Annotated in this window: 17 protein-coding genes; 7 read left to right on the plus strand and 10 right to left on the minus strand. The window is 47.0% G+C overall.

Annotated elements, in window-relative coordinates; translation table 11 throughout:
* Positions 1–32: 32 nt before the first annotated feature.
* The 3 genes from L1N97_RS13635 to L1N97_RS13645 all read right to left on the minus strand — a co-directional run bounded on the left by L1N97_RS13635 (position 33) and on the right by L1N97_RS13645 (position 3,999).
* A complete protein-coding gene (locus L1N97_RS13635; RefSeq protein ID WP_236130162.1) occupies positions 33–1,499 on the minus strand; it encodes an aminoacyl-histidine dipeptidase in 1,467 nt (488 codons plus the stop codon).
* 198 nt (positions 1,500–1,697) lie between these two features.
* Positions 1,698–2,858, minus strand: coding sequence for a phage tail sheath family protein (locus L1N97_RS13640; protein ID WP_236130163.1), 1,161 nt, complete (start codon positions 2,856–2,858; stop codon positions 1,698–1,700).
* 115 nt (positions 2,859–2,973) lie between these two features.
* Entirely contained in the window at positions 2,974–3,999 is a 1,026-nt protein-coding gene (locus tag L1N97_RS13645; RefSeq protein ID WP_236130164.1) for a zinc-binding alcohol dehydrogenase family protein, read from the minus strand.
* A gap of 108 nt (positions 4,000–4,107) precedes the next feature.
* Between L1N97_RS13645 and L1N97_RS13650 the strand changes: the two genes are divergently transcribed.
* From L1N97_RS13650 to L1N97_RS13660, 3 genes are all read left to right on the plus strand, one after another.
* Positions 4,108–5,046 carry a LysR family transcriptional regulator gene (locus L1N97_RS13650; protein WP_229588119.1) on the plus strand — a complete coding sequence of 313 codons (939 nt, stop codon included), beginning with the start codon at positions 4,108–4,110 and terminating at the stop codon, positions 5,044–5,046.
* A gap of 150 nt (positions 5,047–5,196) precedes the next feature.
* Positions 5,197–6,282, plus strand: a complete 1,086-nt coding sequence (locus L1N97_RS13655) for a DUF2891 domain-containing protein (protein ID WP_236130165.1) — start codon at positions 5,197–5,199, stop codon at positions 6,280–6,282.
* Positions 6,283–6,292: 10 nt separating this feature from the next.
* Positions 6,293–6,901, plus strand: a complete 609-nt coding sequence (locus L1N97_RS13660) for a DUF502 domain-containing protein (protein ID WP_236130166.1) — start codon at positions 6,293–6,295, stop codon at positions 6,899–6,901.
* Positions 6,902–6,904: 3 nt separating this feature from the next.
* On the opposite strand, the gene L1N97_RS13665 is transcribed toward L1N97_RS13660, so the two are convergent.
* From L1N97_RS13665 to L1N97_RS13680, 4 genes are all read right to left on the minus strand, one after another.
* Positions 6,905–7,528 (minus strand): LysE family translocator, encoded by a 624-nt coding sequence (locus tag L1N97_RS13665; RefSeq protein WP_236130167.1) that lies wholly within the window; start codon positions 7,526–7,528, stop codon positions 6,905–6,907.
* A gap of 160 nt (positions 7,529–7,688) precedes the next feature.
* Entirely contained in the window at positions 7,689–9,071 is a 1,383-nt protein-coding gene (locus tag L1N97_RS13670) for an efflux transporter outer membrane subunit (protein WP_236130168.1), read from the minus strand.
* On the minus strand, positions 9,064–12,243 hold the full coding sequence (locus L1N97_RS13675; RefSeq protein ID WP_236130169.1) for an efflux RND transporter permease subunit: 3,180 nt from the start codon (positions 12,241–12,243) through the stop codon (positions 9,064–9,066). The genes L1N97_RS13670 and L1N97_RS13675 overlap by 8 nt, the downstream gene beginning before the upstream one ends.
* Before the next feature lie 10 nt (positions 12,244–12,253).
* Positions 12,254–13,498, minus strand: coding sequence for an efflux RND transporter periplasmic adaptor subunit (locus tag L1N97_RS13680; protein ID WP_236130170.1), 1,245 nt, complete (start codon positions 13,496–13,498; stop codon positions 12,254–12,256).
* A gap of 253 nt (positions 13,499–13,751) precedes the next feature.
* On the opposite strand from L1N97_RS13680, the gene L1N97_RS13685 reads away from it, so the two are divergent.
* Together L1N97_RS13685 and L1N97_RS13690 are read left to right on the plus strand one after the other, a co-directional pair.
* Positions 13,752–14,360 (plus strand): TetR/AcrR family transcriptional regulator, encoded by a 609-nt coding sequence (locus L1N97_RS13685; RefSeq protein ID WP_229588107.1) that lies wholly within the window; start codon positions 13,752–13,754, stop codon positions 14,358–14,360.
* 637 nt (positions 14,361–14,997) lie between these two features.
* Positions 14,998–15,261 carry a hypothetical protein gene (locus tag L1N97_RS13690; protein ID WP_236130171.1) on the plus strand — a complete coding sequence of 88 codons (264 nt, stop codon included), beginning with the start codon at positions 14,998–15,000 and terminating at the stop codon, positions 15,259–15,261.
* Between the two features lie 1,199 nt (positions 15,262–16,460).
* On the opposite strand, the gene L1N97_RS13695 is transcribed toward L1N97_RS13690, so the two are convergent.
* Entirely contained in the window at positions 16,461–16,748 is a 288-nt protein-coding gene (locus L1N97_RS13695; RefSeq protein ID WP_236130172.1) for a type II toxin-antitoxin system RelE/ParE family toxin, read from the minus strand.
* The gene (locus L1N97_RS13700) at positions 16,745–17,026 is read right to left on the minus strand and encodes a type II toxin-antitoxin system Phd/YefM family antitoxin (RefSeq protein ID WP_236130173.1); all 282 of its coding nucleotides are present in this window, start codon (positions 17,024–17,026) and stop codon (positions 16,745–16,747) included. The genes L1N97_RS13695 and L1N97_RS13700 overlap by 4 nt, the downstream gene beginning before the upstream one ends.
* A 592-nt stretch (positions 17,027–17,618) precedes the next feature.
* Here L1N97_RS13700 and L1N97_RS13705 point away from each other — a divergent pair.
* Positions 17,619–18,194 carry a hypothetical protein gene (locus L1N97_RS13705; RefSeq protein WP_236130174.1) on the plus strand — a complete coding sequence of 192 codons (576 nt, stop codon included), beginning with the start codon at positions 17,619–17,621 and terminating at the stop codon, positions 18,192–18,194.
* A 31-nt stretch (positions 18,195–18,225) separates the two neighbouring features.
* The gene (locus L1N97_RS13710; RefSeq protein WP_236130175.1) at positions 18,226–19,149 is read left to right on the plus strand and encodes a DMT family transporter; all 924 of its coding nucleotides are present in this window, start codon (positions 18,226–18,228) and stop codon (positions 19,147–19,149) included.
* On the opposite strand, the gene L1N97_RS13715 is transcribed toward L1N97_RS13710, so the two are convergent.
* Entirely contained in the window at positions 19,146–19,973 is an 828-nt protein-coding gene (locus L1N97_RS13715) for a DNA ligase (protein WP_236130176.1), read from the minus strand. The two genes, L1N97_RS13710 and L1N97_RS13715, sit on opposite strands and share 4 nt — an antisense overlap.
* Positions 19,974–20,016: the final 43 nt, after the last annotated feature.

Below are 20,016 nucleotides of genomic sequence, written 5' to 3' on the forward strand. Positions count from 1 at the left end.
CAGTAATGGCTCACTGCGGCTGGCTTAGTGACTTAAGCTGCGGTCTTTTCCGGAATACGTTCTAGTACCGCTAACAGCAATTGCCAATACTGGCCGACCGTTTCGATATTCACCATTTCGTCAGGGCCATGCGGATAACGAATGGTTGGGCCAATCGATACCATATCCATCTCAGGATAAGGCTTTTTAAATAAACCACATTCTAAACCCGCATGGATCACCATTATCACTGGCTCTTTATTATAGATGTCTTCGTAAGTGGCTTTAACGATAGCCATTACCGGTGAATCAGGATCCGGCTTCCAACCTGGATAAGCACCGTTAAATTTGATCGAGACACCCGCTAATGCCGCCAAACTGGTCAATACCGACTCGACATGCTCACGGCCCGAATCGATCAGTGAGCGAATTAAACACACCACCTGTACACTGTCGCCATCGGTGGTGATCACACCTAAGTTTAACGAGGTTTCTACTACGCCCGCCACGTCATCACTCATCCGCATCACGCCATTCGGACAAGCATGTAATAAGTTTAATAGCGTTTGTTCACACTGTGGCGCCATGACTTGTGAGGGTAAAATGGTTTCCGCCATAGCAAAGCGGATCGCCGGCTCAATAGCCGCTAACTCTTGCTGTAATAACGCTTCAAAAGCCGCGACTTTTTCAGCTAACAAAGCTTGATTCGCCGCAGGCAAGGTCACCGTAACACCGGCTTCACGCGGAATGGCATTTCGTAAAGAGCCGCCGACTATTTCACTGATCCGCAAACCTAATTCAGCGGCCGACATCACTAAAAAGCGCGCTAATAGTTTGGCGGCATTACCGCGACCTAAGTGAATATTTACGCCCGAGTGGCCGCCCTTTAAACCGGTTAAACTTAACCGAAATGCTTGATGTCCTGCAGGGATCGGTTGCCACTGCATCGGCACACTAAATTCGGCGTCTACACCACCGGCGCAGCCCATGTAGATTTCACCCTCTTGCTCTGAGTCGGTATTAATTAAAATTTCCGCTTCTAGCACACCGGGTTGCAAAGCAAAAGCGCCCGTCATGCCCGCTTCTTCATCTACCGTTAGTAATACTTCTAATGGGCCGTGTTTAATGTCATCACTGCCTAAGATGGCTAACGCAGATGCCATACCGATACCGTTGTCTGAGCCCAGCGTGGTGCCACGTGCCGTGACCCATTCGCCATCAACGTAAGCATCAATAGGATCTTTTGTAAAATCATGCACTTTATCGGCATTTTTCTGTGGCACCATATCAAGGTGCGCTTGAATAACCACGGCTTTACGGTTTTCCATGCCCGCAGTAGCGGGTTTTTTAATAATTAAGTTGCCAACTTGATCTTCATGCACGGCTAAGCCTTTATCTCGCGCCCAGGCTTGAATATGCCGGCTAAGTGCTTGTTCATGTTTTGAAGGATGAGGAATGGCACAAATTTGCGCAAACCATTGCCATAAGGGTTGTGGATATAAGCTAGATAAAGCAGTCACAAAGGCTCCTGAAAATCGAAGAAAACGACAGGCTCTGCGCGAACATGCAGGCAAAGCCAAATTGACGCCAGTTTAACATAAGCCAACATCAGAGTTGAGTTTCTGCCGCAGCGAACACACCGACACAGGCTAAAGAGAACGCGGAGCTGTAAAGGTAGGCTGCCAGTTAACTATGTCGCGTTAACTATGCCGCTTTAACTATGGCACGCTAAGAGGATACACTAACCTAAGAATGACAAACTCTGCCGGCTTAAGCAAAGCCACGCCGCATAAAAGAATCAGCTGCTGCTGGAGGATATCTTGCACGGTCATCGTCTGCCCCAAGCCACAACGTACAAAAAAAGCCTCTTTCGGCACCGTGCCTTTCATAGCCCCGGCTTGAAATAGCGAGAGCAGAAACTGTTCCACATTACTGCGTACCGCTTGCCACAGTGGCTCACTGTTTTCCACAGCGTGAGCCCACTCAAGGTTGTGTAAAATACTTTGCTCAATAAAGATAGCGGTGCGCCGCACTGAAAGATACCGCCATTCTGGCTCGGCCGCCGATGCCAAGGTACGCCCACCCCAAAGCACAGTGTCTGCCTTGGGTAACGCTCTTAGGCAATTAATCCCTAATGGATTGAGCTGCTGCAGCAAGGTATTGCTTATCGGCAGCCGCAAATTGCAGGCGTCATAAAGTTTTGCCGTAGTACCTGCTGGCGCTTTCCAAACACCGTTTTTGCTATCCATAGTGCCGTAAATCGCCGCCGCTGCGGCTGAAGGTGGAACAGTGAGCGCTGGCAACACCCCGCTTTTCGTTCGGGGCTGATAGATGGGATCAGGCATCGTTAACCATGGATAATACAACACGGCATAGCTTGATGAAGGTAACTGTAAGGCAGCAACATCGGCGGCACTGTGCAGTTGCACTGTCGGCGCGATATCTAACAGCAAGATGCAGCGACGAGACTGCTGACAAAACGCCAGCGTAGTTTTAATCGCCTCATTCGCCGCACTGGGTTTTCTCCCGCTCCAATATTGCCCAGGCAAAACAATCAGGCTGAAATCAACATAAGCAGTTAATACTTTTTGATAAAGCGGCTGATAATCGTCATCAGCCACAGGGCAAATATAGGCTTTGTTACCGTTATTGGCATAAAACGTCATCACCGCTTGATTCATTGCTGCAGCAAGCTTGCTATCGTGTAGTTTGCCTTGTCCCGGCAGGTCTTTTTGCGGTGTTTGAAATAACTGCTGATATTGCGCCAAGCTGTCAATTAATATCGGTTTAGCAACAATGCCATATTCGGTGCGACCGATAAAAAGCACTGTGGCGGTGCTTACCGCCACTATGGGTGTTGCTATCCCTGTCTGCTGCATCTGATCCCCCGCTGCGCCGATATTGGCGCTACTGTGCAAGGGCACACCGTTATGGTTGCCCTTTGCTAAAGGTAGTCAGGGATCCGCGTTATCGCCATGCGATTGCTGAAATGGCTTAAAACCCTTCTAATACAATTTTTCCGATAGCTTGGCCAGACTCCAGTTCGGCATGGGCGCGAATTAAGTTTGCAGCATTAATTTGCCCAAAATGCTGCCCAAGCGTAGTGCGCACAACACCTTGTTCAATCAATGCCGCTACCTGATTGAGCAAATGACGCTGCTCTAGCATATCGGCCGTTTTAAACATTGAGCGAGTAAACATAAACTCCCAGTGCAGCGAAATGCTCTTTGGCTTTAACTTTTTAATCTCCAGTGTGGCCGGATCATCAATCAAACCTAACTTACCGAAGGGCTGTAACACCTCGACATAATCATCTACATAACGTTCTGTATGGTTCAAACTTGCAACATGGGTGACCGCCGCTATCCCTAAAGCGTTAATTTGAGCCGCTAAAGGTTTGCTGTGATCAACCACATAATCCGCGCCTAATGCCTTGACCCAAGCTTTCGAGCTGTCACGCGACGCCGTAGCAATAATGGTTGCACCCGTTAAAGCTTTAGCCAATTGCAGTAACATAGAGCCCACACCGCCAGCGGCGCCCACCACTAACAGCACTTCCGCCGTTTTTTGTGTTTGTCCTACAACTTGCTGCTGCATGCCCAACTGCTTAAACAATAATTCATAAGCAGTAATGGTGGTTAAGGGTAAGGCCGCCGCTTCGGCCGCGGTTAAATTGCTGGGTTTATTACCGACAATACGCTCATCAACTAATTGATATTCTGCATTACTGCCCTGCCGTGTTAGATCCCCTGCGTAATACACTTGTTGCCCAACACTGAGCAACGCCACTTCATCACCCACCGCGACCACTTCACCCACGGCATCCCAACCCAGTACCCGATACTCACCTGCTGCCGGTTGCGCATTTTGCCGGATCTTAAAGTCGACCGGATTAACGGCAATTGCCTGTACCTTGACTAACACATCGCGACCCGAGGCGATCGGTTGCGGCAATTCGATATCGACTAAGGCGTGCGGTTCAGTAATGGCTTTATTTGCATGGTATCCGATGGCTTTCATGTTGTTGCTCCGAAACGGTATTGAATGAGGGATGTAGCATAGCGCTTGCTTTTACAATGATAAACAACGCAATATTTGTTTTATTATCAAAAAATATTTGAGTATCGAATGCAAATACAAGATTTATGGGTGGTATTGAAAGTGGCTGAGTTTCGCAGTATCACGGCAGCCGCAACCAGTTTAAACATGCAAGCTGCCACCGCCAGTGCGGCTCTAAAACGGGTAGAGCAAGCGTTAGGTGCAGAACTGTTTGTACGCACAACCCGACAATTACGCTTATCGCCACAAGGTGAAAAATTTATCCCGCAATGTGAACACGCTCTGCAACTATTACAACAAGCCGGCCAAAATCTAAAAGATGAACAGCACATTATTGATGGCGAACTACGGCTGGCTTTATCGTCAGATCTGGGCCGCAATATTATTTTACCGTGGTTAGATGAGTTTATGCTGCAGCACCCAAAGCTGAGTATCAAAGCGCATATCAGTGATACCAATGTCGACTTTTACCGTGATCCGGTTGATTTAGCCTTACGCTATGGCGCACCAAGAGATGCCAGCCTCTATGGCTTTAAAATATGCCATGTACCCAGAGTACTATGTGCCGCGCCAAGTTACTTAGCCACACATGGCACTCCCACGCATCCGCATCAACTCGCCTCACATAATGGTTTATGTTATCAACTGTATGATTTAGTAAAAGACGTCTGGGAGTTTCAGCATCAAAACGACACCTTTAAAGTGAAAATCTCCGGTAATCGGGTGGCTAACGATGCCGATCTCGTGCGGCGTTGGTGCGTTGCTGGGCAAGGTGTCGCCATCAAATCGGCGTTAGACATGTCAGCGCATTTATTAGATGGCACTGTGCAGCGACTGCTGCCCGAGTACCAACCCACGCCAACTGAATTATGGTTAGTTTGCCCTAGCCGACAACTTATTACCCCGACGGTGCGTTTATTACGTGACATGTTGCGTACTCGCTGCACTGATTTATTGCAGCAATTACTGCAGCAAGCGCTATTACATCCAGCTGATTTACCAGCATAGCGAAGGCAACCATGCAGCATCAACCCAGCACTTTGCCGATGTAAAACCGCGAAATGACGAAAGGCGGCGAATTTACATTAACAACCTCACCAATATGCTTTAGTCTTAGACGCATTACCTGATCTTATTTTCAGACAACAAGGTTTCATTATGAAGTTAAGCACCCTGCTCAGCACGGTTTTTATCGCTACACTCAGTTTTACCAGCCAGGCGAATAATACCGCCGCAACTCGCCATAGCTTGACCCAAGCCGAAGCTAACAAGCTGGTGACATTACCGCTGCATTGTGTCGAAACACCTTATCCATACAAAACGGGCACCGTATTGGGCAGTGCCGCGGATTTACAAGAACCGTCGGTAGTCCACCCGATTTTTTATGGCTGTTTTGATTGGCACAGTGCGGTGCATGGCTATTGGTCAATGGTCACTTTACTGAAACAGTTTCCTGAGCTGGCGCAAGCTGAAGACGTTAAAACCATTTTAAAACGTCATCTCACCGCTGAAAAAGTGGCACAAGAAGTCGCGTTTTTTAGCAAAGATATCAATGCGTCGTTTGAACGCACTTATGGCTGGGCCTGGTTGTTAAAGCTATCCGCAGAGCTGCACAGTTGGCCCGATCCGCTTGGCCAACAATTGGCTAAAAATTTACAACCACTGGCCGATGTGATTGTTAGCCGCTACGAAAACTTCTTACCGCGCTTGGTTTATCCAGTGCGAGTGGGTGAACATACTAACACCGCCTTTGGTTTAAGCTTTGCTTACGATTATGCGCTTACCCTGCAGCATACCGCGTTACAACAGCTGATCAGTGAGCGTGCCAAAAGCTATTATTTAGACGATGCCAACTGCCCCATCACTTGGGAGCCGAGTGGTTATGACTTTTTATCGCCTTGCTTAGAAGAAATTGGCCTGATGCAGCGCATTTTACCTGCCGGTCAGTTTTTACGCTGGGTAAACCGCTTTATGCCGCAATTAGCCGATAAGAACTATAAACTGGCCGTTGGCCAAGTTAGCGATCGCAGCGATGGTAAACTGGTGCATTTAGATGGTTTAAACTTCAGTCGCGCTTGGAATTTATCGGTACTGGCCAAACAATACCCACGCTATGCCCATTTACAAGCCATTGCCGATCAGCATGTTGCGCACTCCTATCCTAACCTGATTGGCGACAGTTACGAAGGTGGTCATTGGTTAGGTAGTTTTGCCATTCATGCGTTAAATAGTGCTAAGCCATAAAAGGAATGACATGAACATTTTTGTAAAAAGCCTATTGAAAGGCTTGGTGATCATTTTACCCTTAGTGATCACCATTGAGATCTTACGCTGGCTGCTGCATACCATCGAAAGCAGTTTAGCCCCGCTGTTTAAAATGGTTCTGCCGGGTGAATGGTACTTTCCAGGTTTAGCGATTGTCGGTTTTCTCTTAGTTTGTGTTGCAGTAGGGTTTAGCTCTCGCTGGCGTAGCCTAAATTGGCTGTGGCAATTACCCGGCAAAACGCTGATGAAATTGCCCGGTACCAAACAAATTTACGGCATGCTGCAAGATATTATTGATGTGATGTCGGGTAAAAACTTTAAAGATGGATCAGTGGTACTGGTTAAGCTGCCCTCATCCGAGATTGAGATGATTGGTATTGTCACCAAACAAGGCGGCCAAGCCGATGACCGCATGTCGAGCTTAATGCAAGAAGAGCAATTAGCCGTCTTTTTACCGATGGCTTACAATGTGGGCGGTTATACCATTATTGTACCGCGTAGCTGCACCCGAAAAATTGATATGAAACCCGCTGAAGCGCTACAACTGGTGTTAAGCGGGGGTATTGGCAGTGCCAAAGCACCGCCTAAGCCCGATTAAACGTTAATCGACTAGCATCCACAGCGCCACGCCGAACATCAGGCTGGCGCCAATGCGATTGAGATACTGCACCCGATTAGACCGTGTTAAAAACAATGCCAAGGCTTTACCGCCACTGGCATACAGCAGCATAGATAAAAACTCTAGCAACAAAATAATACTAATCAAAATAGCCAGTTGTGGCCAAAACGACAGCGAACTGTCGATAAACGGCGGTAATAACGCCATATGAAAAGCCCAGCCTTTCGGATTGGACACTGCGGTGATAAACCCCTGACTAAACAAGGCGCGGCGCGATAACAATTGCGGTACGGCGCCAGCACTGGGTAAAGCTAACTTGCCTTTAGCCCGCCACATTTGGATACCCACATAGCACAAATAAGCCGCGCCCAGCAGTTTGAACCATTGAAATAACGCCGGAAATTGCAACATGAGCGCGGCGACGCCTAGCACGGCCAATACCGCCACCAGCCCCACGCCTAACATTTCACCCCACATCATCCAAAAGGTGCGGCGCACGCCCTGACTCATACCTAGCGTCATTGCCAGCGTCATACACATACCCGGTGTGACCGACACAAACAAAAACGTCGGAATAAACGCACCCAGCAAAGCTAAATTAACCATAGTGACCTCATCGCAGTAGGCGGCTATTTTGGCGATTAGTTGTGCACTCAGCAAGTGACTTTAAACAGGAATTAGCGCCCTTCAGGTAGTTTGACGGTTTTATCAAAGCAAAAAAGCTGGATTACTCCAGCTTTTTAACTCAAAGCACGGCAAGCTGTATTTATTGCAGCTGGATCGCACCACCAAAACTGCGGTAAATAGCCACTAAGCGACCAAAACTTTGTTGCTGCAGTTGCGCTAACTGATCGCGCGCGGACAGCTGCTCGCGCTCGGCATCTAATAACGCTAAAAACTCACCGCTACCGGCATTGTAACGCTCACGCGCGATACGCAGCGCTTTATTGCTAGCTTGCCATTGCCGCTCAGTGCTCAGTTGCTGCTCACGGCTCAAATTGTAGCTTTGCAAGCTCAGTTGCATATCGGCAATGGCATTGAACACCTGCTGCTCAAACTGGGCTAAGGCCATAGTGGCATTGGCTTCAGCCACACGGATCCGCGCTTTCACCGAGCCTAAATCGGCAGCCTGCCAGCTTAGTGTGGGCGCTATCGCCCAGCTTTGATTATCGCTGCCCAACGAAAAACCCGGGCCAGATAAAAAGCCTAAAAAGCCCGATATCGACACATTCGGATACAAATCGGCGGTAGCCACGCCAATATCGGCAGTTCTTGCCGCTAACTCGCGCTCAGCGCTGGCAACATCGGCGCGATAACGCAGATAATTTTCACCGGCGACCACGGCGACAGGCTCGGCCAACTCAGGCAGTTTCGGTACAGAGCCTAAGTTAAGTTTGCCGGGTTGTTGCGCTAATAACGCTGATAAAGTGGCATCGGCAGTTAACAAAGCCACCCGAAACGCAGGCACCGCGGCTTGCACCTGATGATATTGCACCTCAATTTGCGCTAACTCTAATTCAGACGCTAAACCGGCCTCAAGCCGAGCCAGCACGATGTCACGACTTTGCTGCAAATTCTGCAAATTTTGCTCTGCCACTAATAACCGCAGCTGAGCACCGCGATATTCACCATAGCTGGTGGCAACTTGGCTAATCAGCTGTACTTGCGCATCATGCCACAAGATATCGGCTTGCTCTGCCGCCGCGGTTGCCGCTTCGGTGGCCCGCCGTAGCTTACCAAATAAGTCGATATCCCAACTTAGGCTAGCGCCATTGCTAAAGCCACGGGTAATGACACCGTCATCGCTGCTCGACACTGTGCCATTTTCAGTTGCTTGATAACCGCTCGCTAAACTCCCCTTGGGCAAGCTATTATTTTGCGTGTCACGAAATACCGCATAGGCGCGGTCAACGTTAGCGCGGGCTTGCACTAAGGTGCGGTTCTCCACTAAAGCACGGCTAATTAAGCGGTTTAACGTGGCATCATCGAACGCTAGCCACCAGCTTTGAGCTTGCTCTGCTTGTTGATAAGGGCTATCAAAGTTAATGGTGGCTACCTGAGTCGGTTGCTGATAATCGGGTCCCACCGCGCAGGCACTTAACGCAGCGACCAGTATTGCCACCGTTGATAGCTTAAACATGTTAGGCATCAGAAGCCTCCACAGTCGAGTTTTGTTGCACTGGCGTCGCGGCGCGTTTTTGCTGTTGCCGACTGGCCAGTAAATAATAAAACAACGGGGTTAAAATTAAGCCGAAAATAGTGACACCAATCATGCCGGCAAAGACCGCTACGCCCATCGCTTGGCGCATTTCTGCACCGGCACCACTGGAGAACACCATCGGTACTACGCCCATAATAAAGGCAATAGACGTCATTAAAATCGGTCTTAAACGTAAGCGACCGGCCTCTAAAATGGCCTCTAAAGCTGTCATGCCTTGGTCTTGCAACTCTTTCGCAAACTCGACGATAAGAATGGCATTCTTCGTTGCCAAGCCCACCAACACAATTAAACCGATTTGCGTAAAGATATTGTTATCACCGCCGTATAACAGCACACCACTTAACGCCGATAATAAGGTCATTGGAATGATCAGGATAATCGCCAGTGGCAAGCTTAAGCTTTCGTACTGCGCCGCTAACACCATAAACACCAGCAAAATCACTAACGGGTAGATAAACATACCCGCATTACCGGCTAAAATTTGCTGGTAGGTCAGTTCAGTCCACTCGTAAGTCATGCCATTGGGTAGCGTTTCTGCCAAGATTTTCTCAATAGCCGCTTGCGCTTCACCACTGCTAAAACCGGGCGCCGCACCACCATTTAACTCTGCCGTGGTAAAACCGTTGTAGTGCATCACGCGATCAGGGCCGGCGGTATCGGTTACCGTGATAAAAGAACCAAGTGGGATCATCTCCCCCTGGGCATTCGGTACTTTTAACTGGCTGATTTGTTCTGGCGTTTGTCTAAACTTTTGATCAGCTTGCATATTCACCTGATAGGTGCGACCAAACTGGTTAAAGTCATTGACATAAACCGAGCCCATATACGCCTGCAGCGTTTGAAACACCGTATCCAACGAAACTTGCTGTTGTTTCGCTTTGGTGCGATCAATATCTAAATCTAGCTGCGGTACATTAACCTGATAACTTGAAAACACCCCAGCAAGTTCAGGTGTCTGCCACGCTTTCATCATTACCTGCATGGTCACGTTGTACAGCTCTTCATAACCATAATTAGCACGGTCTTGAATTTGCAATCTAAAGCCGCCAATGGTGCCTAAACCTTGTACTGGCGGTGGCGGGAAAATAGCGATGTAAGCATCTTCAATACCAGCAAATTTTTGGTTTAAGGCCGCAGCGATGGCATTAGCGGATAACGCTGGATCTTGACGCTCGTCAAAGCTGTCTAACGGGGTAAAGACCACACCACTGTTCGGGCTATTGGTAAAGCCATTGATGCTCAGTCCTGGAAAGGCCACCGAATTAGCCACACCTGGCTGTGCTAAGGCGATCCGTGACATTTCTTTCACCACTGCTTCGGTACGCTCAAGTGAAGCGGCATCCGGTAGCTGCGCAAAAGCAACTAAATACTGTTTATCTTGCCCTGGTACATAACCGGTTGGCGTAGTGGCAAACTGCAAGCCGGTTAAACCGACCAAGGCAACATACAGCAACATCACAATGGCACCAAAACGAATGATTTTTTGCACCAAATAACCATAGCCATTCGACAACCGCGTAAAGAAACGGTTAAACGGTGCAAACAACCAACCGCCTAACAGTTTGTCCATACCACGGGTTAGCGCATCTTTTTTCTCGCCATGCCCTTTTAACAAAAGGGCCGACAATGCCGGGCTCAACGTTAACGAGTTAATCGCCGAAATAAAGGTAGAGATCGTAATCGTTAGCGCGAATTGCTTATAAAACTGCCCGGTTAAACCCGACATAAACGCCGTTGGAATAAACACGGCCGCTAATACCAAAGTGGTGGCCACGATAGGCCCCGTGACTTCTTTCATGGCTTTTTGTGTAGCCGCTACCGGTGATAAACCTTCGCTGATATTACGCTCAACGTTTTCGACCACCACAATGGCATCATCAACCACGATACCAATTGCTAACACTAAGCCAAATAACGATAAGGCATTTAATGAGAAACCCATTAAGTGCATAAAGGCAAAAGTACCCACTAAAGACACCGGCACAGCCACCAGCGGAATAATAGACGCGCGCCATGTTTGTAAAAACAGCACCACCACTAACACCACCAGCAATACGGCTTCAAGTAAGGTTTTTACAACGGCTTCAATTGAGCCCCGCACGAAAACCGTCGGATCGTAAACGATGTCGTAACTAAGCCCATCCGGAAAGCTTTTGCTTAAGCTTTGCATGGTGCTACGTACATCATTAGAGATTTGAATGGCGTTTGAACCTGACGCTTGGAAAATCGGTAAAGCAACCGCATCTTTATTATCTAACAAGGAACGCAGTGCATAGGTAGATGCACCCAATTCGACCCGTGCGACATCTTTTAAGCGGCTGATTTCACCGCGCTCGCCCACTTTGATAATAATGTCTTCAAACTCTGCCTCCGTGGTTAAACGGCCTTTCACATTGATCAATAATTGAAAATCGGCATCGCCACTGGGTTGTGCGCCCAAACTACCGGCAGCGGCTTGTTGGTTTTGCTCACGAATGGCACTGGCAATTTGGCTTGGCGATAACCCTAAGGCCGCAACCTTACTCGGATCTAACCAGATACGCATGCTGTAATCACCCGCACCAAATACCCGTACCGCGCCAACACCTTCAATACGCGCTAATTCATCTTTAACATTTAGCGCAGCATAATTAGATAAATACAGCATGTCGTAACGATCGTCTGGTGACGTTAAATGCACCACCATGGTGAGATCGGGTGACGATTTCTCTGTGACAATGCCCAGCCGCTGCACTTCTTGCGGCAGTCTTGGCATAGCGCGATCAACCCGCGCTTGCACCTGACTTTGCGCTAAATCGACGTTGGTACCAATGGCAAAGGTAATGGTTAAGGTCATGCGGCCATCCGAGGTGGCTTGCGATGACATATACAACATATCTTCAACACCGTTGATTTCCTGCTCTAACGGCGAGGCAACGGTTTCAGCAATCACTTTAGGGTTGGCACCCGGATAATTTGCGGTGACCACCACAGTGGGTGGCACCACTTCTGGATATTCCGTTACCGGCAGTTGCCAAACCGCAATGGCACCACTGATAAAAAACAGTAATGAAATAACGGCAGCAAAGATCGGCCGTTTGATAAAAAATTGAGAAAACATCGAAGAGCCCTTAACCTTGAGTCGCGCTGTGTGCGGCTTGTGCTGTTAAGGCGGCGTGGCTTTGCTCAAGCAGTTGCTGTGCCTGACGAATTTGCGTTAGCTGCGTTTCATTTGCCATCTCCACCATTTTCGGTGAAATTTGCATATTCGGCCGTACCCGCTGCAAACCATTGACCACAATCTTATCGCTAGGGGCTAAGCCCGCTTTAACAATGCGCAAATCATTGATTTTTTCCCCTAAAGTCACGGCGCGATATTCCAGTTGATTATTGGCATTCACCACCAATACAAACTTATTATTCAAATCCGTACCAATGGCTTTTTCATCAATTAACACGCCGTCATAGCTGTTGCTGCCAACGAGCTTTAAACGGGCAAATAAACCGGGTAATAAATGGTTATCTTGATTAGCAAAACTGGCGCGAAGACGAATCGTGCCAGTGTGTTGATTTACACTGTTATCCACAAAATCGATCTGACCGATATGTTGATAATCTGTATCGTTAGCCAGCGCCATATAAACTGGGTTGCCCGTTGCATCACGGGTATCGGCGCGTTTTCCTTCGTTGCTTAGGCGGGCGTATTTTAAATAGCTTTGCTCGTCTACATCGAAATAGGCATACATTTTGTCAGTCGAGACTAAATTGGTCAGTTCAGTTTGCCCAGCGGTCACAAAGTTACCGGCTGTCACCATCGCATAAGACACTCGGCCACTAATAGGGGCCGTTACGCGGGTATAACTTAAATCTAATTCTGCGCGCTGTAAGGCGGCTTTCACGGCAGCGACAGTGGCCGCTGTTTGTTGTTGCCGTGCTAAGCGGCTGTCGAGTGCTTCAGTAGAAATAGCTTGCTGTTTGCTTAACCTTTCGCCGCGCCGAAATTCACTTTCAGCTAAGCTGGCCGCGCTTTCGGCATTTTGTAATTCGGCTTTTAAACGCGCGACATCTGCGGTAAACGGGCGAGGATCGATTTGCAGCAGTAAATCCCCTTGACGCACCAAAGCGCCCTCGTTGAAATGCACCTGTTCGATATAACCGGATACACGAGGCACCAGCTTCACGGTTTGCGGAGCCTGCAAACGGCCCGTAAATTCGTCCCATTCGGTGATACGCTCAGCAACAACCTGTGCCACACTCACTTCAGGAGCAGCAGGCGCCGTAGCTTGCTCAGCGGCTTCCGGGTTGCCACAAGCGGACAGCGCTAATGCCGCAACGCTGGCTAACATTAAAATTCTCACCTGTTTGAAACTACTCATGACGCACGTCTCCACTTTGTTGCGTAATTTGCATTTAATCTGCTTGTTTTGTACCGGTCGGTAAATATATAGATTTATCTCTTACTGTCAATCTATTTTGTACCAAGCGGTAAATATAATAAGTTTGCCTTTAGAACGATTCGTTATAAGCGTTAGCTGGGGGTCAGGTTTTATACCTAGCGGTATATAACCCTTGCTGGACATGGGGCGATTTGCTGTTTACTATATAAACACTATTTTCAGGAGCAGAGCCATGACCGTAACAAGTTGCCCACAAAGTGTCGGCCGCCCCCGCGCCTTTGATACAGATACCGCGCTTGAGAAGGCTCTAGAGGTTTTCTGGCGCAGAGGATACGATGGCACTTCATTAGCCGATCTCACCGAAGCCATGGGAATTAACAAACCCAGCTTGTATGCCGCTTTTGGTAATAAAGAACAGCTTTTTTTAAAAGCCATTGAGCTTTATGAAAGCCGCCCTTGCTCGTTTTTTTTACCGGCACTAGAAAAACCCACTGCCTATCAAGTAGCCGAACATATGCTTTATGGTGCGGCGAATAATATGGCCGACAAAACACAACCCCAAGGTTGTTTTGTGGTGCAAGGCGCCTTGTCTTGCAGCGAAGCGGCATCGGCCGTAAAAGCGGCATTAATTAATCGCCGGTTGGCCGGTGAACAAAAACTGCATGAACGCTTTGCTCAGGCCAAAATAGCGGGCGATCTTCCGGCACATGTTGATGCAGAAGTGTTGTCACGCTTTATGGGAACCGTGTTACAAGGCATGGCGATTCAAGCCAATAATGGCGCCACAGCAGAGCAACTGCAGCAAATTGCGGAAATGACGCTGCAGGCCTTTCCACGCTAAGTTTTACCTGCATTTTTTGCGGCTGAATATTCGGTGGCTTAGCCTACTTGGCGAGGCAATATTTCACCTGCGGTGAGATACTTTCTTTTGCGTCTGCAAGCTTCGGGGACAGATACCAAAACCTAAAACCCTTAACGTTTTCGCCGTTGGCGAGATACTTTCTTTTGCGTCGCCAAAAGAAAGTATCCAAAGAAAATGCGACCCCACTTCCGCTCGAAAGCCCAACTGCTCATGCGTTGCCCAAGGCGAAAACGTAACTCGCGCTATGCTTCGTCGCCGCACTCAAACACCCGTTTTCTTAAAACCTTGGCCAACGATGATCAGTCGGCTCGCTCTAAGGGGACTAAAATCTAAAGCGGTATGCGCTAAGCTGCAAATGCCGTCTTTTATCCAAAATCGTTTTGGTCGTCATTTATGCAACTCATGTTTAGAGTTCAGAGAAAAAGCATTTCAAAATTAACCACTGTAAATTAATTGTTTCATCAAAAAGAAAATTCCATTAGCATCAGCTATACCAAAAACTAAGTGAATCGTCACGTTCAACTGGCGTTTATCCGTCACTGTATAACGTGTCGGATAAAACACTTAAGCGCTATGTAAAAGTTGAGTTTTTCTAATCATCCAGGAGAGAATTTTAATGGACTTTCATTCAAGCAATATAGGTTCAGAGCACTTAATGACTTTTAGTCTGACTTGGAGCTTATTGCCAATTATAGCGACCATTTTAGTGCATATTGCGTTTAGTGCGGCAGTATTCAATGACGCCAAAAGGCTACAAAGTAAGCATGATTCTTTGGCCTTTGTAAACTCGTGGATTTGGTCTTTAGCCGTTTTAGTTGGTGGTGTATTTGTTGCTTTAGCCTATTGGATTATTCACCATTCAACAATTGCTAAGCATTAAAGATAACATGTTTGGAGTAAGAGACTTGTAACATGTTTGGGGTCAAAGACTGAGCATTTAAGGCTGATGTACTTTTTAATCCCATTACGTTGCAAGCCGAGCAAGTTTGCGTGACCAGGTGTTAAGACGAGGGGTGTTTGAGTAGCTTCGGGTTCTGATACCAAGACCCTTAACGATTTCGCCGTTGGCGAGATACTTTCTTTTGCGTCGCCAAAAGAAAGTATCCAAAGAAAATGCGACCCCACTTCCGCTCGAAAGCCCAACTGCTCATGCGTTGTCCAAGGCGAAAACGTAACTCGCGCTATGCTTCGTCGCCGCACTCAAACACCCGTTTTCTTAAAACCTTGGCCAACGATGATCAGTCGGCTCACTCTAAGGGGAATTAAAACCAGAGCGGTATTCGCTAAGCTGAATAGCTTGTTTGTGCAATATTGCAGACATTTCACAACGCAATCAGCAAAGACCGCTTTCACTTCTTAGCTGTAAGAATCTTAAAACCGAAATACTCTTTAGTCTGATGTGCTTTTCAATCCCATTACGTTGCAAGCCGAGCAAGTTTGCGTGACCAGGTGTTAAGACGAGGAGTGTTTGAGTGAGGGGCGGTAGCGCCGAGCGAGTTACCTCGTGGCCTTGGGCGGGCAAAATTGAACGGGCTTTCGCAGTAATAGCATGCTTGGGGTCAGAAACTAAGCATTTTTGATTGAAGTTTCGGGTGCCTGTGCTACCGCCAAGATTAATCAAGTCTACTGAATTACTCACTTGGTACTTAGTACATCAGTTATTTTCAATCACTTTTTTGGTTATGCTCATGAACTGCATACCAAAAGGAAACTATGATACCTGCAGGAATAACTGTTAATGAGACCCAAGTAAACCGATATAAAGAAAATTCTTCAAAGCTTCCACTCATAAATACTTTAAAAAAGCCTAAAAAGTACATGCTACCAATTATTAAAAATGAATAAATTTTAGTGTCTTTAATTATTATCTTGTTTTGACAGTAGCCTTTGAGTTTACTCAAAAATTTCATTTAAACTTTACTATTTTATCATCTGATACATGATTATTGATTGTATTTGGCACTGCGTCAATTGCTGAAATTTCAATTTTAAGGCTTTTAAGTTCGCTTTTAGGTGTTAGCAGGAAGCTTCGTTAAACATCATTTTTAGGGGAGAGACTAAGCATTTACTAACATCGTTTCACACATCATGCTCGGTGAGCAACTGACGACAATGTCTTACCGTTAGCACGCGTATCTCATGACTCAAGCTATAAATGATGCGGTAATGACCAAAGATAATTTCTCGGTAGTGTGTATGAGGCATTTCTGGAACCATTCGCCCCATTTCTGGCACTGATTCAAGGAGATCCGTTTTGTCAAAAACGTCATTTACCCATTTTTCTGCGGCGGAGGGATTATCCAAAGCAATAAACTCTGCAGCATCACCCAGCTTTTGTAATGCTAAAGGTGACCAGACTACTCTCATCTATTAATGCGTTTTAAGATTTGGGAACGAGCATCTTTATTTAATACACCTAAACCTGCAGCTAATTGCACTTCAGCAGTATGTATTTCTTCAAGTAACTCGATCTTCTCTTGCATTGCTTCATATTCTGCGACATCAAGAACAACGGCCACACCTTTACCATGCTGCGTAATAACCAACGGCCGACGTGTCTCATTGACTTGCTTAATAAATGATGTAACACCAGCACGAAATTCAGATAAAGGCTGAATATCTTTATCAAGATGAATACGGTTCATATTGAACTCCAATTAGTACAACTTAACGTACAAATATTAGTCCTGTTGACCTTTGTGAGCAAGGAATTGATAAAGTCTTTATTTTTTAAAAAACTTAGACAATTGTCAGATCTTAAGTTATTGCGGATATGCGCGTAGACATTTTGGTGCGGCAGGAATTTTGGTCCTGCGCTTTAAGGAGTAGCTTCGGGGGCATATACCAAGACCCTTAACGATTTCGCCGTTGGCGAGATACTTTCTTTTGCGTCGCCAAAAGAAAGTATCCAAAGAAAATTCGACCCCACTTCCGCTCGAAAGCCCGGCTGCTCATGCGTTGTCCAAGGCGAAAACGTAACTCGCGCGGCGCTACCGTCGCCGCACTCAAACACCCGTTTTCTTAAAACCTTGGCCAACGATGACCAGTCGGCTCGCTCTAAGGGGACTAAAAGCCAGAGCCGTATTCGCTAAGCTGAATAATCCGTTTTTTACCCCAAATCGTTTTCATTTTTGAGGCCAAAGACTAAGTATTTAAGGCTGATGCGCTTTTAAATCCCATTACGTTGCAAGCCGAGCAAGTTTGTCCGACCAAGGTTTTAAGACGAGGGGTGTCTGAGTGAGGGGCGGTAGCGCCGAGCGAGTTACCTCGTCGCCTTGGGCGGGCAAAATTGAACGGGCTTTCGCCGCAACGTGGGTCGCATTTTCTTTGGTGACTTTCTTTTGGCGAGACAAAAGAAAGTTACTCGCCAACGGCGAAAAAGTTTTTAACCATATGATTATAAAGCGTTTAAAGTCGCAGGCTGTGCATTATCATTTTCGCAAGGCAAAAGAAAGCAAATCACTCGCCAACGGCGAAAAAGCTTTTAACCACATGATTAGCAAGCGTTTAAAGTCGCAGACTATGCATTATTATTTTCGCAAGGCAAAAGAAAGCAAATCACTCGCCAACGGCGAAAAAGTTTTTAACCACATGATTAACAAGCGTTTAAAGTCGCAGACTATGCATTATTATTTTCGCAAGGCAAAAGAAAGCAAATCACTCGCCAACGGCGAAAAGGTTATCAACTACACAAAGTTACAACCTGGCGAAGCTGCATGGTTTAACACGCGACTGCACCGTCGTCGCATTAAAGCAAACCACATAAAAAATTCTACTTTGACCACTGTTTTAATCTTGAACAAGGCTTTATGATCAGCGCCTTTATCGCCACTGGCAGCGCTTTATGCAAAACATCTTATTGTACTTAGTTACCGTACTGATCTGGGGTTCCACCTGGTTTGCCATTGAGTTTCAACTCGGTGAAGTGGCGATTGAAGTATCACTCTTGTACCGTTTTGCCATTGCCGCTGTACTGATGTGGCTATTTTGCTGGTACAAAAAGCTCGATATGCGTTTCACGTTGCGCCAGCATGGTTTTATTTTGCTGTTAGCCACACTCAATTTTGCCGTTAACTTTCTGTTTATTTATCAAGCACAGCAATACCTGACCTCCGCGATGACCGCCATCGCCTTTACCACTATGCTACTGATGAACATCGTTAATACCCGGTTGTTTTTCGGCAAACCGGTAGCGAAACGTATTTATTTTGGTGCCTTAATGGGCATCGCCGGTATTGTGGTGCTGTTTTGGCCTGATTTAGATGGGTTAGATTTTACCAATGCCAGCTTAATGGGCTTATTGCTGATCTTATCGGGTGCGCTCTCGGCCTCGTTTGGCAACATGGTCAGCGTGCGAAATTCACGTGAAGGCATGCCCATTATGCAAGTGAATGCATGGGGCATGCTGTACGGTAGCGGCGTATTATTGTTAGCGGCATTATGGCAAGGGCAACAGTTTAACTTCAGTACTGAACCGGCTTATCTTGCTTCATTGCTCTATCTGGCGATCTTTGGCTCGGTCATCGCTTTTGCCAGTTATTTTGCGCTACTGAAAAAAATTGGCCCGGAAAAAGCCAGCTATACCATAGTGCTGTTTCCATTAGTGGCCGTGGTATTAAGTACCTTATTTGAAGGTTTTAGTTGGACCAGCTATACCTTTAGCGGTTTTGCGCTGGTGTTACTGGGCAATGCTATCGTGTTGACTCCCTTTGAACGGATCCGAGCCTTACTGCGCCCCACCACCGTGATACCCGAGCCAATGGCTTAATAATCGGAGTGTACTTTTAAAAATCGCGCAAAACGAGGTAAGCCATGCACGGTCAGACCGTTATACCGATAGGTTATCACCGTGCCAATTTCTGGTGGTGTTTCGCGCAGCGCATCGGTTAAACCACTGCCAATAGCAAAGGTTTTGCCTTCAGGTGTTTTGACGATAAGCGCTCCAACCATACCTTGATACTTGCCCTTACCCGGGCGATAACCCACCACTTCGGCTTCTGAATCCTGATAGGTTTTCAGCTTTAATAACGCCTGACTTCTGCCGGTATGATATAACGCGTCTTGATGGTGCAACATTAAGCCCTCTGCGCCAGCCTGCTCCAGCTCAGTAAGTTTAGTCAACAGTTGTTGCTTATCCGCAACACGAAACTGCGGCACAATGACGATATAAGGCGAATTGAGCTGCTGTTTAAGTGCGTGCATTGCCAAGACCCGATCACTAAAGGTCCCTGGCGCTTCGGGTAACTCAAATACGTAATAACGAATTTGCTGCCATTCGCTCTGTACCGGTTGTTGCTTGCTCACTATGCTTAACGTAGCGGCAAACTGCTGGCGACCCAGCCACAGCTCGCCATCTAATTTTTGGCTTGGAAAATCAGCAAGAAACCAAGACGGCGCAGCAATAATATTGCCTCCTCGGCTAAGTAGTTGTTGACCATCCCAATAAGCACGCACCCCATCTAATTTCTCGCTTACCCAATAATCTTGAATGTCGACATCCTCATGATAAACCTGAGCTAGCAGCAACTCAGGCTTAGCGGCTACCCCTAAAGGCAATGCGCACACCCATAAAAAAATTAACAATCTAATCATTATTTGGCATCCTTTATTTAAAAAATAAAGTATAGCCGTTTGT

Origin of the sequence: Rheinheimera sp. UJ63 (assembly GCF_021568285.1) — a bacterium.
GTDB classification, from domain to species: domain Bacteria; phylum Pseudomonadota; class Gammaproteobacteria; order Enterobacterales; family Alteromonadaceae; genus Alishewanella; species Alishewanella maricola.